This window comes from Pirellula sp. SH-Sr6A (genome assembly GCF_001610875.1).
Classification (GTDB): domain Bacteria; phylum Planctomycetota; class Planctomycetia; order Pirellulales; family Pirellulaceae; genus JBKCUI01.
Window position 1 is genome coordinate 108,603 of record NZ_CP011272.1, and the last position, 19,496, is coordinate 128,098.

Genomic DNA, 19,496 nt, shown 5'->3' on the forward strand with positions numbered 1-19,496 from the left:
CTATGGGCGAAGTAGTCTACTTGCGATTCTTCGGACCACCGATTCAACATCAATAGAATCGACCGAATCCCCAGAACCATTTATATCGGCGAAAATTGAGTAAGGAGACTCGACGTATCCATCCTCAATGAAACCTGCTTGCGCGCCGATTACGAGCAAGCCGTCAGTACCAAAACTGACCGCCGCATTGCTGTAGGTTTCATTTGGAATAACCTGTGCTGCCTTCCCAGGAAGTACATTGAACTGGAAGTTGAAATCACCTCCTGCAAAACCGTTTCCTGAAATCGCACTAAGCGTGTTACTCCACTCACCATCAAGCCTATTTCCGCTTGAATCTGTGACGCCCGCTGCGAGAACCTGAAGGTTAATCACCGACGCATCAAGTGATTGATTCAACGTCAACGTTGCAATGAACGTAGTTGGATTGAAAGCAACCGATACAACTTGCGGTATCGAAGATGTCGCTCCATCAGCTCGAATTCCAGCTACCGAACTGAGAAGACTGAAGTCGCTAACGGACAAACTAGCTCCGACGTCTTCTGTGAACTGAACAAGAATCTGATTGATGTTGACCCAAGGTAGGGTCAAGAGCTGGTTGGATGATCCCAATGGAATAGCATATCCGCGAGCATTGGAATCAAAACCTCCGTCCGCAAAATCCCTAAATACAGGATTCCAGGCGGCCGAATTCACATAGACACCACTAATTTGCGGTGCTGTCGTGTCCGTGGAAGCTACGCTGAACGTAATTGTCTTTGCTGTCAGATCCTCGTTCACACCGCCATTCAAAGTACCGCCGTTGTCGATGACGCGGAAACTAAACGTGCTTGCCGCAGCTCCGAAGACATTCATGGCTGGGAAGAACTCCAACTTTCCAGCAGCAATGTCGGCCTCACTCACTACCTGACCTGCCGTCACAGCCACATTGTTCAATCGAAGCTGTCCTGTGGTGGGAAGCGAAGCGATTCGAACCGCATCGAGCACATTGACTGGCGAATCCTTTGGATCCGTTAACTCAAAGTCAGACAAAATCAGGGTGTAAGCACCAGGAGTTACCCCAGGGGCCCTGTTCAAAGCTATTGTTTTGTTCACGCCAACAGGAGCGTCGTTGGTCGAGGCCATGTTGAGGGTGACCGTGGCAGTGTTTATTCCACCGCGACTGTCGATGACTCGATACATGAACCGAGCAACACCAAAGAAATCTGGCACCGGTGTGTAAACAAAGCTTCCGTCCGCCAGCATCGAAACCGTTCCTGCACTCGTTGTCGTTGGATTGCCACCAACCACGGCGACTGGCTGGCTTAGTAGAACCGCTGTAAGCGGCGTATTTCCATCGATATCCGAATCGTTATCAAGCACGTTTCCGGTGACAGCCAAATCCTCGAATCCATTGAACGTGTCCGCTCCCGCTGTCGGTGCGTTGTTAACCCCGGCGATGGACAAGGTTACCGTCGCGGTCGATGTAGCACCTGAACTATCCTGAATGGTGTACGTGAACATAGTTGTTCCGCTAGGACCAGCAGGATTGAAGTTGAAGTTCGTTGCGGGTGGACTTGTGACCGAAGCCACGTTCAATGTCCCAAACGATCCCAGGAGCACGATGGAACCATCGTTGACCGCAGTACCATTGACATTGATGATGGTGATGATCTGAGCTGGCGAATCGACATCGAAATCGTTTGCTAACACGTTCAACGCAATCGTCGCGTTATTGCTCGCGGCAAAGAAATCATTAACCGCGACCGGCGCGTCGTTCGAGTTTGTTACTGTGACGGCAATCGATTGGCTGTCGGTCAACGCCCCATCCGAAACTTGCACGATCACGTCGTAAACGTTATCTGCACCAACATCGGTTGGCATTTCGAAGTTTGGAGCTGCGACAATGCTCAATGCACCTGTCGTTGGGTGGATGGTGAACTTGATCGCGTCCGCACCTCCGGCAATGCTGTACACCAGATTTTGTGCAGGAACATCACTATCGGTCGCCACTACCGTTGTAACCGCAGTCGAATTCTCGCTCACGCTAACCGACGCCGAATCACCACCACCATTGCTAGTAATGGTCGGTGCGTCGTTAACCCCGAGTACCTTGAAGCTAAAGTTTCCTACGTCAAATGGTGTGCCATCGTTGTTGAAGTTATCGGTCACCCCAAACTTGATGTTCACAAAGGCGATCTGACCTGCTCCGAGCGTCTTAAGAAGCGCCGAGCCGGTGGGATTGAATACCATCGCTCCCGTCGCAGGCGTGTAGCTAAAGCCGATATCAGCAACTGGCACTGTTTGTGGTACGCCGTTGACGGTGACCGTCGCAGTGGCTCCAAACTGGAACGATGCTGGTGACAACGTGCTATCCACGTCGGTTGCCAACAAGGAGATTGGAAACTCCAACGCATTGGCCGGTGCGCCACTTACCAACGTCAACGTGATCGACGAGTTGGCTGGGAATGGATTCTCAAGCGGTCCTGTCAGATCCAGATCGAACGCAACCGGAGCATCGTTCACCGGATCAACGGTGAGGGTCGCACTGTTGGCCACGGCCGAAGCAATCGTATCCGATACTTGATAGGTAAAGGTTGCAGTTCCGTTGAAATCTGCGGCCGGGGTAAAGGTCCAAGTATCGTTTCCATTGTTAACGACCACTCCATTGGGTGAAGCCAAGTTCAATACGTTCAGAACTGGTCCATCCACGTCGACCACATTGCTCAGCAACGCTGCCTTCGTGATAACGAACGGGTTGTCTTCCAACGTCGTTCCTAACGGAACCACAGGTGTGGTAGACGAAACCACAGGGGCTTCATTGACGTTCGTCACGTCAATTGTAATCTCGGCCGTATCGGTCAATCCGCCCGCATCGGTCACGGTAACGTTGAGTGAGTAGCTCGCTGCCGATTCAAAATCCAAGGCACTGCTGTTGACCACAGTGATCTGGCCCGTAACAGGGTTCACTGCGAAGATCGCAGCTCCCGTTCCACCCGTCACAACCGTAGTACGCGTATCACCAGCATCCACATCGCTCGATGCGATCGACCCAACAATCGTGCCGTTGGCACTATTCTCGGCAACACTGAACGATTGGTCGCTCACGACCGGTTGCTCGTTTAAGTTGGTTACCGAGAACGTGAAATCGGCCGAACGTTTCTTGGTGAATGAAATATCTTGTACGTTCACCTTACCTGAATAAGTCGGCTTGACCTCGAAGTCGAGCGAAGTTCCCGCCCTGAGATAAAGGGCATTGCCCACGATCTCAAAGTACGCTGCATCAGCACCTTCAAGACTCAACTCGTTTGTCCCCAAGCCATCGTCGGTGACGACGATATCGGCAATCTTGACGCGAGACGAAGTATCGGAGTTCTCCGGTAGGCTCGCGACGACGTTGTCCAAGCTGACGGTGGACGGTGCATCGTTTGCGTTTGGAATCACGATCGAGACCAGAGCGGGAGCGCTCGAGCCATCAATTGGCTTGCTATCGGTCGCAACGTATTTGAACGTCGCTGTCCCGAAGAAGTCCGCGTTTGGCGTGAAGGTCACTGTTCCGTCAGGATTGAGCACAACGCTTCCGTCGGTCGCATCACTCACGGACAGGATTTTCAGTGAATTTCCATCGGGATCTGAATCGTTACCGAGCAGTTGGGATGCGATGAAGGTAACCGCAGTGTCCTCCGTACCGGTCAGCGAATCGGGAACAGCCACAGGTGCCTTGTTCACAACCACTTCGATCTTATTCGCCAGGACTTCAGAGCCGTTGACACGGTTCCTTGCGATGACTTCGATCGTATAGGTTGCCGATTCATTCGGATCGAATGCGGACCCGAATAGACCTTCGAAGTTAAGGCTGTCTTGATAGAGCGACAAGTTGTTGATCACAGGAATCAACGCTGCTTGTCCAGCCGCGATGAGACCTTGTTCCAGGGTTCCACTTCCGAGGATGGTGTTGGTCGTTTGATTTCGCAGAACGAAGGTGTATTGGAAATCGCCGATCTTGCCCGTTTCGGTACCAGATGGATTGGTATCCGCGTTGATCGAAATCCAGTAGTTCCAACGTGCCCAGTTATCATCGAAGTCACCAACAATATCGTTACCGTTGGGTGTCCCTTGAGCTGTTCCCGCTGGAACGAAAAACTTCGTTGGGTTGGCGGGATCGCGTTGAGCTACTCCTTGTAATCGTAAATCGGCTCTCAAGCCAATTTCCAGACCAGGAGCATCCACTGGGTCCGTCGCAACAACAAAGTTGGATGCCGAATTACCCGTTCCCTCAGTGAGCTGCCCATTGCCGTTCGTGGAACTGACATGCAATGACGCATTAGGCTGAATCGTATCAGGATCGCTCGTTGCAAAGATGTTCAACGTCGCAGTTCCAGATGCTATCCCGGGCGTGGCGAGTACCCCGTCACTTACGGTGAAGCTGAAGCTGACCGTTCCGCTAAAATTAGCGGCCGGTGTGAATGTCCACGATGGACCGGTACCCGACAACGTACCGGCTGAAGTCGTCTCCAACGTCAATCCAGTGATGCTTAGCGTTTGAGGAGGCAAGTCACTATCGCTTGCCAACGCTAGCAGTTGCGCCGCAGTGATCGAGATCGGTGCACTGTCCTCCACGATCGTTCCCAAGTTCGTTGGACCGCTGACAACAGGATCGACATTTGATTCCGCAACATGGATCGTGACAGGCTTGCTGACCGTGACCAAGCCATCGCTTACCAGGACGTCAAATGTCACGCTGGTACCACCATCCGTCTCGCCTGGTATCCAGCTAAACGCTCCGGTTGTTGGATTGATCGACGCCCCAAGCGGAGCACCTGCCAAATTGAATGTCAGCGTTTGAGCAGGTGAATCGGTATCGACTGCCGATGCTGTAAACCCGACAGCCGTTCCCTCGCTTGCAGCAACCGGACTGGTTGGCACTGTCAACACAGGAGCTGTATTGGCAGGTGCAGTTACATTGATCAGGACCTGAGCACCCGAGAATCCGCCGCGTCCATCGGTAACGAGATAGCTGAATGCATCAAGACCTGTAAATCCTGAAGCAGGCATGTAAGTGATCGTTCCACCGGAGATCGACAGTGTTCCACCACCGCTCGTTGCTGGTATGGTACCAGGCAACATCACGCCATTGACCGCGATCACCGACATCGTATCGAAGTCAGGATCGAAGTCATTCGTGAGAACGTTTACACTCACCTCATTACCACGCGTCGTCGACGCAAAATCCCCAATCGCAATCGGAGATTGGTTCGAGCTGAGGATAGCCATAGTGACCGTAGCGGTTGTTTCCAAACCGTCGTCAGAAACTGTGTAACTAAAGGTATCGAACCCAAACGCATTTAGATTCGGAACGTAAAGCAGCGATCCATCCGCCTGGACGGTAACTGTTCCACGAGTCAATATAACGGGAGTTCCCACATTTGCAGCACCATTGACCTTCACGACGGTGCGGGAAACATTGTCCACGTCATTGTCATTAGCGAGCAGGCCATTGACCGCGTTGACGACGAGTGGTGCGTTGAGTGCGGTGAAGTAAGCATCGTTGCCAGCCGCAACCGCATCGTTCCTACCATTAATCGTGATGCTGACAACCTGACTTGTTCCATCAGCCGTAGTGACCGTGAATGAATCGTTAAGTATTTGCCCCACGTTCAGTTGATTGACCGCTGGAAGATTGTTGTTCAGCGTGTAGCTCCAACCACCATTCGCATCGATTGAATAAGTTCCATAGAGCGCTGAACCACTAGCACCAATAAAGTCTTCTGAGCTATCCACATCCGCAGCGCTCAAATCGCCAGTAGCTGTCGGCGTTCCCAGATCAACCGCAGAATCGCCACCACCACTTGCTTCGACTACTGTGCCAGTTGAATCTCCATTGATGACCGCTGCATCATTGGTACCAGTGATCGTGATGACCACTTCCTGGTCATCCGATGCCGTACCGTCACTGGCGCGGACCGTGTACGTCAAAATCAGCGTCTCGCCTGCTGCTAGGTAGTTGAACGCTTCGCTGACACTATTAAACGCCCATGTGAATTGCTCACTGGTTGAGGACGTATCACTCAACAGTGTCGTTGGCGACACTGAGAACATGCCTAGCAATGCGGCGTTTGCCGGACGGCCAGTGGTCGGACCTGTTCCACTCTCAACAACGCTCACTACCGATGTGGTAATCATGTTGTTGCGATCCAACTCCGTCACCGTCAACGTGTCTGTCGCTGTCAAACCAGCGTTGCCCTCTGTCAAGAACGCAGATGCACCATTTCCCGTCTCGATGCTAATCACCGGCGCATCGTTGGTACCAGTGATCGTGATGACGATGTCTTGCGTGGCGGAACCAGCAGGCACATTGTCATCGGAGACGGTGACAGTATAGGTCAGAACAATCTGCTGCCCCGCTGCTAGATAGTCAAACGCTCCGGCCGCAGCATTAAACGTCCAGTCCACTGTACCGGTGGTTGCTGTACCATCGATGATGGTCGCATTGAGCTCTGCAGTGAACAGCCCCAACAGATTCGTAGGCGCTCCTGTGGTCGTGCCTGTGGCCGCGACCGTGATGTTCGAAACGGTCACCACGTCGGTGACATCGACATCTTCAATATTGAACGAACCACTGGTCGACAAGGCCGCATCGCCTTCGGACAGCGTCTCACTGACGTCCGTCGTGGCGGTCACTGTCGGCGCATCGTTGGTACCAGTAATGGTAATCGTTACAGTTTGGCTGGATGTCGCGCCCGTTGGAACGTCGGTAACGGTAATGGTGTAAACCTGCGTTAGGGTCTCGCCTGCAGCAAGGTAATCCAACTCGCTGTTGCTCGCGGTGAACGTCCAGCTCACGGCTCCCTGACCACTGCCCGTGGCTACATTGGAAATCGTTGGCGTGAACACACCGATGTAACCTAATGCGCCCGCAGTCGCTGCGACCGTATGCGTATCGGTCAAGTCAACATCGGAGAACTTGATCACGCCGCTGTCACTGTATGTCGCTGTGGCTTCGCCCGCAGTTCCATCGGCAACTTCTGTAATCGCTCCCTCATAAACGCCAAGCTTGAGGTTATCGATCGCCAAACCGCTAGGCAGACTAATGTCGGTGAACCAACCGTAGCGAATGCCGCCAACTGCAGTTGCAATCAAATCTGATGGATCAGACAACGTAGCGATCGTTTGCGAAGCGCCAGTGGACTTGTTGGTCAAGATCAAGTCGACCGAAAGGACGCCACTAACATCATTGAATACATGCGTTAGTGTATACCAGCCACTGGCCAAGACTGTGGCCGCATTCGAAGGTGTCGAGGTCAAGGCCGTCTGTGTGGCTCCATTGGCAGCTCCAATCTCGATCCTTCCCGTGCCAGTCGAACGAACCAAGAATGCGAAGTCACGTCGATGCGTGCCAGCTTGGTTGTTAGCAGCAACCGAGTACTGGAAGCCTTCGTTCAATGCCCATGTGATATCCAAGTAGACGTCAACGCCCGCTTGTTGGCCGTTCACAAATTCACTGGTGTAGCCACCGAAGCGTGTGAATGGACCAGTATCCGGAGTTCCGTCGGCTTCACTGACAACAGCGTACGAACCAGTCGCGCCTGTGAGTCCCGTGGCTGGACCGCTGACCGCTCCGTAGCCACCGGCTGTGACAAGACCGGAAGTATCCGTCTCAAAGTCCTGAACGAAACCAAGAACAGGCGCATCATTGGTACCAGTGATCGTGATGACGATGTCTTGCGTGGCGGAACCAGCAGGCACATTGTCATCGGAGACGGTGACAGTATAGGTCAGAACAATCTGCTGCCCCGCTGCTAGATAGTCAAACGCTCCGGCCGCAGCATTAAACGTCCAGTCCACTGTACCGGTGGTTGCTGTACCATCGATGATGGTCGCATTGAGCTCTGCAGTGAACAGCCCCAACAGATTCGTAGGCGCTCCTGTGGTCGTGCCTGTGGCCGCGACCGTGATGTTCGAAACGGTCACCACGTCGGTGACATCGACATCTTCAATATTGAACGAACCACTGGTCGACAAGGCCGCATCGCCTTCGGACAGCGTCTCACTGACGTCCGTCGTGGCGGTCACTGTCGGCGCATCGTTGGTACCAGTAATGGTAATCGTTACAGTTTGGCTGGATGTCGCGCCCGTTGGAACGTCGGTAACGGTAATGGTGTAAACCTGCGTTAGGGTCTCGCCTGCAGCAAGGTAATCCAACTCGCTGTTGCTCGCGGTGAACGTCCAGCTCACGGCTCCCTGACCACTGCCCGTGGCTACATTGGAAATCGTTGGCGTGAACACACCGATGTAACCTAATGCGCCCGCAGTCGCTGCGACCGTATGCGTATCGGTCAAGTCAACATCGGAGAACTTGATCACGCCGCTGTCACTGTATGTCGCTGTGGCTTCGCCCGCAGTTCCATCGGCAACTTCTGTAATCGCTCCCTCATAAACGCCAAGCTTGAGGTTATCGATCGCCAAACCGCTAGGCAGACTAATGTCGGTGAACCAACCGTAGCGAATGCCGCCAACTGCAGTTGCAATCAAATCTGATGGATCAGACAACGTAGCGATCGTTTGCGAAGCGCCAGTGGACTTGTTGGTCAAGATCAAGTCGACCGAAAGGACGCCACTAACATCATTGAATACATGCGTTAGTGTATACCAGCCACTGGCCAAGACTGTGGCCGCATTCGAAGGTGTCGAGGTCAAGGCCGTCTGTGTGGCTCCATTGGCAGCTCCAATCTCGATCCTTCCCGTGCCAGTCGAACGAACCAAGAATGCGAAGTCACGTCGATGCGTGCCAGCTTGGTTGTTAGCAGCAACCGAGTACTGGAAGCCTTCGTTCAATGCCCATGTGATATCCAAGTAGACGTCAACGCCCGCTTGTTGGCCGTTCACAAATTCACTGGTGTAGCCACCGAAGCGTGTGAATGGACCAGTATCCGGAGTTCCGTCGGCTTCACTGACAACAGCGTACGAACCAGTCGCGCCTGTGAGTCCCGTGGCTGGACCGCTGACCGCTCCGTAGCCACCGGCTGTGACAAGACCGGAAGTATCCGTCTCAAAGTCCTGAACGAAACCAAGAACAGGCGCATCATTGGTACCAGTGATCGTGATGACCACTTCCTGGTCATCCGATGCCGTACCGTCACTGGCGCGGACCGTGTACGTCAAAATCAGCGTCTCGCCTGCTGCTAGGTAGTTGAACGCTTCGCTGACACTATTAAACGCCCATGTGAATTGCTCACTGGTTGAGGACGTATCACTCAACAGTGTCGTTGGCGACACTGAGAACATGCCTAGCAATGCGGCGTTTGCCGGACGGCCAGTGGTCGGACCTGTTCCACTCTCAACAACGCTCACTACCGATGTGGTAATCATGTTGTTGCGATCCAACTCCGTCACCGTCAACGTGTCTGTCGCTGTCAAACCAGCGTTGCCCTCTGTCAAGAACGCAGATGCACCATTTCCCGTCTCGATGCTAATCACCGGCGCATCGTTGGTACCAGTGATCGTGATGACGATGTCTTGCGTGGCGGAACCAGCAGGCACATTGTCATCGGAGACGGTGACAGTATAGGTCAGAACAATCTGCTGCCCCGCTGCTAGATAGTCAAACGCTCCGGCCGCAGCATTAAACGTCCAGTCCACTGTACCGGTGGTTGCTGTACCATCGATGATGGTCGCATTGAGCTCTGCAGTGAACAGCCCCAACAGATTCGTAGGCGCTCCTGTGGTCGTGCCTGTGGCCGCGACCGTGATGTTCGAAACGGTCACCACGTCGGTGACATCGACATCTTCAATATTGAACGAACCACTGGTCGACAAGGCCGCATCGCCTTCGGACAGCGTCTCACTGACGTCCGTCGTGGCGGTCACTGTCGGCGCATCGTTGGTACCAGTAATGGTAATCGTTACAGTTTGGCTGGATGTCGCGCCCGTTGGAACGTCGGTAACGGTAATGGTGTAAACCTGCGTTAGGGTCTCGCCTGCAGCAAGGTAATCCAACTCGCTGTTGCTCGCGGTGAACGTCCAGCTCACGGCTCCCTGACCACTGCCCGTGGCTACATTGGAAATCGTTGGCGTGAACACACCGATGTAACCTAATGCGCCCGCAGTCGCTGCGACCGTATGCGTATCGGTCAAGTCAACATCGGAGAACTTGATCACGCCGCTGTCACTGTATGTCGCTGTGGCTTCGCCCGCAGTTCCATCGGCAACTTCTGTAATCGCTCCCTCATAAACGCCAAGCTTGAGGTTATCGATCGCCAAACCGCTAGGCAGACTAATGTCGGTGAACCAACCGTAGCGAATGCCGCCAACTGCAGTTGCAATCAAATCTGATGGATCAGACAACGTAGCGATCGTTTGCGAAGCGCCAGTGGACTTGTTGGTCAAGATCAAGTCGACCGAAAGGACGCCACTAACATCATTGAATACATGCGTTAGTGTATACCAGCCACTGGCCAAGACTGTGGCCGCATTCGAAGGTGTCGAGGTCAAGGCCGTCTGTGTGGCTCCATTGGCAGCTCCAATCTCGATCCTTCCCGTGCCAGTCGAACGAACCAAGAATGCGAAGTCACGTCGATGCGTGCCAGCTTGGTTGTTAGCAGCAACCGAGTACTGGAAGCCTTCGTTCAATGCCCATGTGATATCCAAGTAGACGTCAACGCCCGCTTGTTGGCCGTTCACAAATTCACTGGTGTAGCCACCGAAGCGTGTGAATGGACCAGTATCCGGAGTTCCGTCGGCTTCACTGACAACAGCGTACGAACCAGTCGCGCCTGTGAGTCCCGTGGCTGGACCGCTGACCGCTCCGTAGCCACCGGCTGTGACAAGACCGGAAGTATCCGTCTCAAAGTCCTGAACGAAACCAAGAACAGGCGCATCATTGGTACCAGTGATCGTGATGACGATGTCTTGCGTGGCGGAACCAGCAGGCACATTGTCATCGGAGACGGTGACAGTATAGGTCAGAACAATCTGCTGCCCCGCTGCTAGATAGTCAAACGCTCCGGCCGCAGCATTAAACGTCCAGTCCACTGTACCGGTGGTTGCTGTACCATCGATGATGGTCGCATTGAGCTCTGCAGTGAACAGCCCCAACAGATTCGTAGGCGCTCCTGTGGTCGTGCCTGTGGCCGCGACCGTGATGTTCGAAACGGTCACCACGTCGGTGACATCGACATCTTCAATATTGAACGAACCACTGGTCGACAAGGCCGCATCGCCTTCGGACAGCGTCTCACTGACGTCCGTCGTGGCGGTCACTGTCGGCGCATCGTTGGTACCAGTAATGGTAATCGTTACAGTTTGGCTGGATGTCGCGCCCGTTGGAACGTCGGTAACGGTAATGGTGTAAACCTGCGTTAGGGTCTCGCCTGCAGCAAGGTAATCCAACTCGCTGTTGCTCGCGGTGAACGTCCAGCTCACGGCTCCCTGACCACTGCCCGTGGCTACATTGGAAATCGTTGGCGTGAACACACCGATGTAACCTAATGCGCCCGCAGTCGCTGCGACCGTATGCGTATCGGTCAAGTCAACATCGGAGAACTTGATCACGCCGCTGTCACTGTATGTCGCTGTGGCTTCGCCCGCAGTTCCATCGGCAACTTCTGTAATCGCTCCCTCATAAACGCCAAGCTTGAGGTTATCGATCGCCAAACCGCTAGGCAGACTAATGTCGGTGAACCAACCGTAGCGAATGCCGCCAACTGCAGTTGCAATCAAATCTGATGGATCAGACAACGTAGCGATCGTTTGCGAAGCGCCAGTGGACTTGTTGGTCAAGATCAAGTCGACCGAAAGGACGCCACTAACATCATTGAATACATGCGTTAGTGTATACCAGCCACTGGCCAAGACTGTGGCCGCATTCGAAGGTGTCGAGGTCAAGGCCGTCTGTGTGGCTCCATTGGCAGCTCCAATCTCGATCCTTCCCGTGCCAGTCGAACGAACCAAGAATGCGAAGTCACGTCGATGCGTGCCAGCTTGGTTGTTAGCAGCAACCGAGTACTGGAAGCCTTCGTTCAATGCCCATGTGATATCCAAGTAGACGTCAACGCCCGCTTGTTGGCCGTTCACAAATTCACTGGTGTAGCCACCGAAGCGTGTGAATGGACCAGTATCCGGAGTTCCGTCGGCTTCACTGACAACAGCGTACGAACCAGTCGCGCCTGTGAGTCCCGTGGCTGGACCGCTGACCGCTCCGTAGCCACCGGCTGTGACAAGACCGGAAGTATCCGTCTCAAAGTCCTGAACGAAACCAAGAACAGGCGCATCGTTGGTACCAGTGATTTGAATCAGGAAGCTCCTGGCTCCTTCGTTGTTTGCCGCTTCTCCATCGTTGATGGCAATTGAATAGGTGAGATTTAGGACGTCTCCCTGGCGAAGATAGTCAAAAGCGGCGCTCGGCGCACTAAAATTAAGATTAACGGATCCGGTTGACGCACCACTGTTCTTGATTACCGCGTTAGGCGTTATTAGAGCAAGTAAGTCTGCCGTTGAAAGAGCTAGGCCCGTGGTAGCTCCGGAGGCAACTACGCTGTTAACACTTACTACATGGCCGATATCAACTAAGTCAGCGTCCGAAAACGTCACTGGTATCGTCGCGACAACTGGGTTTGTATCCGTTTGCTCATTGAGACTCGTTGATGCAATCGAGTTAATGACCGGAGCATCATTCGATCCGGTCACAGTCACTGTGACCGTAAATTCGTCGAACTTTGTTGCATCGGAAGGATCACTTAGACGAACTCGGAAGGTTCGTGTAAGCGTCTGCCCATACGCGAGGAAATTGATTGCCGCGTTGCTTACGCTGTATGTCCACTCAACTTCGCCCAACTGATCATCGAACGCCGAATCTGTCGTCGAAACTGACAGCGAGCCAACTGGTCCAATCGGTCCTCCGGGCAAGCTCGGAGAGACTACTTGCGAGAGTGGAGTCAGAGTGATGCTGGGGTCTTCGGATTGCAAATCTTGAAAGGAAATTGTGCCCGTGGCAATACTCAAACCTGCAGTAGCTAAAGGTTCAAGAACATCTCCTGTGCCCGACACTGCGTAAATCTCGGGCGCCTCTGTTTCAATTACTAAGGTGAAGGCTGCGGAGGGAGGACTGGGGTTACTGGCGTTGTCGGTCGCAATGGCCGTGATGCTGTATGTTCCGTCCGCCAGAGTCGTGCCAGTATAGTCAAACGACCATAGCCCTGCCCCATCAGCAACGGTGTCCCCTAGAAGGCCAACACCGCTATAAACTGAAATTGAGCTGTTTGGCTCAGCGGTGCCACTGAAAAGAATCGTGTTGTCGCTTGTTTTTCCATTTGTCGATACTAACCCGGTATCCCTAGTGATGGACAACACAACCGGAGCATCAGGACTATCGGTGTCCTTTGTCGTGCTGTCACCTGCCCCGGTAGCCACATTGCCAACGTTATCGATCACCGACACGGCAAGTGTAATAACGCCATCCACCAAACCGGCCAAGTCAACAGCTCCATTTGAAATTACATTGCTCACTTCAACCGTGTTAAATAAAGAATCCGTAAAGGTCAACGTCGCAACAGCGTCGCCATCCAACCCCGAGACAACATAAGGAACCGACGAGACGGTACCATTTCCGGCGAAGGCAGGAAGGGACACACTAACAGGCAAAGACTCATCTGCCTGCAAGTCCCGGGCAAGTACTATTCCACTGGCACTCGCGTAAGACACATCCCACTTCGTGTCAGCAATTGACTTCGCGTTTGGTCGGCTGACGATACTTACCGTCGTATTCGAAAATTCCCCTGTCACCGTGCCCGTGGTTGAAACAATTGCTAGGGCGTCATTATGCAATGGAACGTAGGAGGGATCGACGACAAAATTCAAGGTCGCTCCCGAAACAACCACATTCCCATTCACGACAAAATTATCATACTCCGACGCCGCATTTGTGCCAAACGCCTCAATCAGCAGAACATCGCCCGAGTTTAGGACGAGGTCCCCATCAACAGTAACTCTTGCAGGACTACTGCCGGGTGACAAAATAATGGATTTGCCTGACGCATTAGCTCCCCCGGTATAGCTAGATCCGCCCTGAATATGGACCGTATCCCCCGCAGACGCAGCATCAATTGCTCTTTGCACGCTAGGCGAAGCATTTGTTGACGCAAAGCTATTGGGGGTGACATATACATGTCCACTATTCACCCTTACGAAGCCGGTGTTTTCATCATCGATGGCATGAACGATTTTATCTTCGATCGCAAAGTTCTGAGCTACCGTTACAGCCGCACCCAAGAAGCCCTCAAACGTTGCTTGAATAGCGTTGATCTCTAGATTGTCCAAAGCATTACTGCTTAGCACCACATAATCCACCGCTTGGCCACTGAAGCTAAGATTGTTGAGCGAGTTTCCCACCAACGAGGCTGCAGTTCCGGAGAAACTTAGGCCGACATCACCGCCAGTTACAGCACTTCCTGGCAGAACCTCAAGCGACCCTGCGGAGCTGGTCGACACTCCGGTTTCATTATTCGCAAGCGTAGCGCCTGAAAGAACCGCTACACCACCCGTCACAAGTACACCAGTAGATGTGTTCGATACTGAATCGGCAACAATTGCTCGCCCTCCGGTTACTTGCACACCCGTGCTAATTCCCAAACTGTAGGTATTGTCTCCTGTTCCACCGATAGTTACACCAACAAAATTGCTTGCCGGCAAAGTGTCCGAGATCTGAATTGCTGTTCCGGTAGACCCGGTCGATGCACCAAATGCATTGTCGTCGATCACCGTATTAACGGGGCTAGAATCAGCGCCATTCGAACTTGCTGACTGCGAATTGACACGAACATGGGTAAAGGTAAGGCCTGCGGCCGTCAAATCTCCCTTCGGGTTGAAGACATTGCCATTGACGGACACATCGCGAGCACCGCCTACATCGACGGCCGTAACACTATTATTAAACGTGTTGCTTATAATCGAGATGGGGGAACCGCTCGCTACGTTACGATTGACCTGCAGAGAGGTGCGCGGAACAGAAGCCGCGATACTCAGAGACGGGTTAAAAGCATTATTCTGGATCGTCACTGGAGCACCCGCATTCGGATCTGCAACTACCAAGCCGCCGCCACCGCTAATATGGGCACCATTGAATGCGTTATTGGTTATGGAGGAAGGAGCACCGGATGGAAATTGGAAAATCAAGTCGTTTGCAGAACCTGCAAATGTGTTACCAGTAACAGTCGCATTCAATTGCGCAAACCAAACCGCCCGTTGGAAGAAGCTGGTGCCACTCGTGACATTCACATTGTTGTTGGTAATCGTGATCGCAGGAATTCCCCCAGATGGGCTGTCATAAAGCACTATCCCCGCCGCTCGCACACTAAAGCTTGGAGACCCTGACCAATTTGCAGGGGAATTGCCAATCGACGTGATCGTATTGTTCTCGATGACCAAACCATTGAAGTCCGACGTGGTTGCGGGCGTGGCTCCTATCCCCACCGGGGCGATGGGTTGCCCCGCGCCGTTATCATTCTGGTTTACTTGAATGCTCAGATCTCGAATGGTGACGTTGGTAGAGGCGATTGTGGAAATAATCTGCTGCGATCCAGAGGTTCTTTTAATCGAAGCAACACCAGTACCATCGATCGTGGAGGGCTTATTGACGATGAAAGTCTCATCGTAGATTCCTTCGGTAACCTCAACCATTCTCGCCCCCCCCGTCAGGACGCCGTCTGACAAGAGATTTATCGCTTCTTGAATCTTACCGACAGAACCAACTTGTGGGCTGTTCGCATGCGTCAAGAGATGGGACAAATCCGGTTGGAAACCAACCGTGCCAGGATTCGTGTCTATTCCCGATGCAAGAGTCGGGCTGAAGTCAATGTTTGCGGAAGCACTGCCACGAATTGCTTCAAGGCCGGGACCAGCGGGAGGAGCGACGGCGGCACCACCAAAGCCTACTGGTATTTGATCCGCGTATCCCGGTTCACCCCCCTGAACCGTACTCACCGAAGGAGTGGACGAACCAAACCAGTTCGATGAGAAATTCTTTAAATTCGTACCTGGCGCTGCCACTGAACTACCGTATTGGCGATCCTCTACCTGTGCATACCAGTTTCCACTTATGTTATTAAACCGGAATGCTGAGTTCAACGCTTCTTGAACGGGAACGTTGCTGCCATTACTTGCATCGAGGAACAATACGCCCGAGGTCCAGTTGTTTGTAATAAAGTTGCTTTCAACCGTCAGGTTGTTCGTTTGATTCCTAAGTATCATTCCGGTACGGTTATTCGTGATCGTGTTATTCACGATTGTGTGGCCCGACGTATTGTTGATGTCAATGCCCGTGCGATTGCCCACAATTAACGTACGACGAACCGTCATTCCAGAGATTGCCGTCCCGATCACAGCGACTCCGGCGGAGTTCAGACCAGAGTTATTCCAGTCGGTTGTGTTATTTCCCTCACGCGTAATTCGAACGTCTTCGATGGTCACGTTGCTTGCGCTGACCTGGATCGTTGCAACTGCCCCGCCTATCGCTCCGCTAACCGTGGTAGCGTCGCTACCTGCCCCCTTGACTGTAACGCCCGCTTTAGTGACGTTTACATCCTCGACGAATGTTCCAGGAGCGATCAAGATGATGTCGCCGGCGTTCGCGGCATCGATCGCCGACTGAATGGAATCGAATCCACCTCGACCTACCAAGCGATAGGTCTTTCCGGTCGAATCAACGACCGTTTCCACGTCGATCAATTGGTCTGTACCGCTGGTAGTGGTACCTGTTACTTTCCAACCAGCCAGCGTCGTTGAGCTAACCAAGACACTACCATCTGGAGTAATCTGGGATTCTGTCAATGCTTCGGTGTAAATCGCGGTATCGTTGCCACCCTTGCCTAGAATGGTGTCGTCGCCTGCGCCACCGGTGAATGTGTCATTGTCCGAGTTGCTATTCAAGTTATTGCCGTCCAGGAAGTCGGCTCCTGATGTTCCCACGATCGTATCACTGCCTACACCACCGAGCACGACGGTGACTTGACCGCTGCTAGAGGTATTGCCGCCAGCGCTGAGGTCAATTGAGAAATTGCCTGGGACGTTACGCGCGTTGATGTCGGAATCAACATCGACGAATGTGTTGTTGGTCAAATTCGAAACGGCGAATGGTCCAACCGGGCCGTACGAAATGCCCGTTCCTGCAAGTGCGAACGTGTTGTTCGAAACAACTGGATCCGTTGTCGGTGTGTCAAGATTAATCGCGGAACGCGTGCTGTTGAACGTGTTGCCGGATATGGTCAACGCTACTCCGCTACCGTCGGACCAAATTCCACGCCCCCACGCCGCTGTACCATATTTGCCAAGCGACGTGCCTGTGATCAAGTTATTGGTGATTGCGATCGATCCCATGGCAATTGGAGAAATCGAAATCGCGCGTGCATCGGAAGTGCCACCGTTTGTCTCGTTGAAGAACACCGAGTTGGTGATTGTGTGTGTGCTTCCTGTGCCAACAGTCAGGATGTTTAATGCCGGATTGGCTGGGCCTGTGTTGCCGCTGGTTGATGTGGCCAAAAATTGGATGCCATTGATCGTCACTGAATCGGCCGAGTTGATTGTCGTAATGCCGACGATCGTTGACTCCGCACCCCGCGTGGTGCTTATACCGGCCACACCCGCATTTGCACCCTTAACAGTCAAGCCCTTGGTTAGTGTGGCATTTTCGGTGAACGTGCCCGCTTCAACAAGAACCGTTCCGCCACTGGTCAATACGTCCTGAGCACGAGCAATCGAACCATTGACGAGGTTAGACGACACAGTGTCCGTCGTGACAACCGCTTGGTTGTTCTTCACCGAGACAAAACCTTTAAAGGTTCCATGAGTAGGATGCAAGGCGTCGGTGTAGTGCAGAATGCGATCTTCAACGGATATCGCTTGAGATTCAGTCAACGCCGATGCAGCGACTGTGCTTGAATCCAATACCCAAGATGTGCCGGTTGCATTGGCTCGTAGGAAAGTGAAGTTGTTATCCGGTGCAATCTCAAGCTCATGGCGTTGTGCACTCGTGGCAGATAGCCCTCGAAACGCAGTGTTGCCTAAGTCAATGCTGGCGGGCGATTCAATCGTTCCTGTCCCTACCGCGTCAAACCGCAAGGAAGCACCGAACGCTCCAGTGACAGCGGATGTATCGCCGCCTAGCTTGACATCGGTGAAGGTGATGTTCGGAACGCTGTAGCGCTGAATACCGAGCATTTGCGTTCGGTAGCTTCCTGATATGTCGATGTTGTTGAGCGAGACATTGCCCGAAGCGATGACGCCGTTTCCGTCAATTGCACCTACACCACGAAGCTGGACGCCAAGCCGGGCTCCCGTTGTTGCCGTTGCACTTCCGACCAGTGTCAGGTCTTTCAGTGTCACGTTTCCATTGTATTCAAAAATTTGAATATCGCCGGTCCCACCCGTACCAGATGTGCCGTTGTTTGCGAAGCTGGAACCTTCAATTACGATACTCGATGCAGAAAGTCCGGTAGATGTATTGCCGAAGATTCCGATGGCGCTGGTGTTAAAGCCAGTGAACACACCATTTTTGACGGTTACGGTTCCTGCTGTCGTCGTGTTCGGAACGTAAACGCCTAGAGACGCAGCGCCATTTTGGCCATCGAAGGAGATGTTCTCGATCGTAACGTTTCCGGTGCTAAGCGTGCCTGAGACATTGATTTGAGCTCCTAACGAGTTCAAGATCGTGGTGGGAACTCCATTAGTGTCTACTGATCCTTTAAGCGTGATCGCTCGGTCGATGATTATATTTTCATTGTAGGTGCCTGGCGCGATGAAGATAGTATCACCGGCAGTAGCGGAATTGATGGCCGCTTGAATGCTGCCGAAGGCGCCTTTACTCGATGTCACGCTGCCGAACGTCAAGCCGGTGACATCAACTGCTGCCCCCGTGCCGCCACTCGCTTGGTCTGCACCTAGCCATGTTACCGTGTCACCACTCTCGATAACAGAATTGGAATTTGCGTCCGAGGTAAGCGCGAAGTCGACAGTATTGACACCTTCTGTGGCAAGATTGCCGACATACAGGTCGGACGCCAACAATTGCCGAGCTTCGAGTGGCTCATGGATCAAGCCACGTACTTTGGCGCGACGTTTGGCTTTTTGAACATCGCCGCGGCGACGGTCGAGGCGGATGGTTTGGCCAGGGGAGCGGAGACCGAGCAAGGACATCATGGCGATCCACAACGTGCTCGCCTTCGAGAAGAGCCACCCAGAAGCGACCATCGGTACGCGGAACGTGCGGGACCACCAAGTCATTCTCGATTGATGCCGCTCCATAAACACTCGCGAACTCTCGCGGACGCGATCCCGCAGCCGCTGTGACTTCAGCTGATTGCGGACTGCGCGTTGGGTGTTGCCGTTTCGATGGTTGCGTCGAATGCTCATGTTGTTCTATCGCTCAATGACTAATTGCAAAAATGGTTTCAAAATCAATTCGTTCGATTGGCCTTCATGGCCAAGAACAGGACGTGAATAACTCGCTCCCTTGCCGATCCAAGCGACCGACG

The 19,496-nt window shown here is 53.1% G+C and carries 1 protein-coding gene; it reads right to left on the reverse strand.

Features of this window, described 5'->3' with window-relative positions:
- Positions 1 to 19,374 (reverse strand): VCBS domain-containing protein, encoded by a 19,374-nt coding sequence (locus VN12_RS00400; protein WP_146674970.1) that lies wholly within the window; start codon positions 19,372 to 19,374, stop codon positions 1 to 3.
- Positions 19,375 to 19,496 lie beyond the last annotated feature (122 nt).

Bases quoted from the DNA above. Each gene is read 5' to 3' on its own strand.
- VN12_RS00400 (WP_146674970.1), bottom strand. From the start codon at position 19,374: ATGAGCATTCGACGCAACCATCGAAACGGCAACACCCAACGCGCAGTC.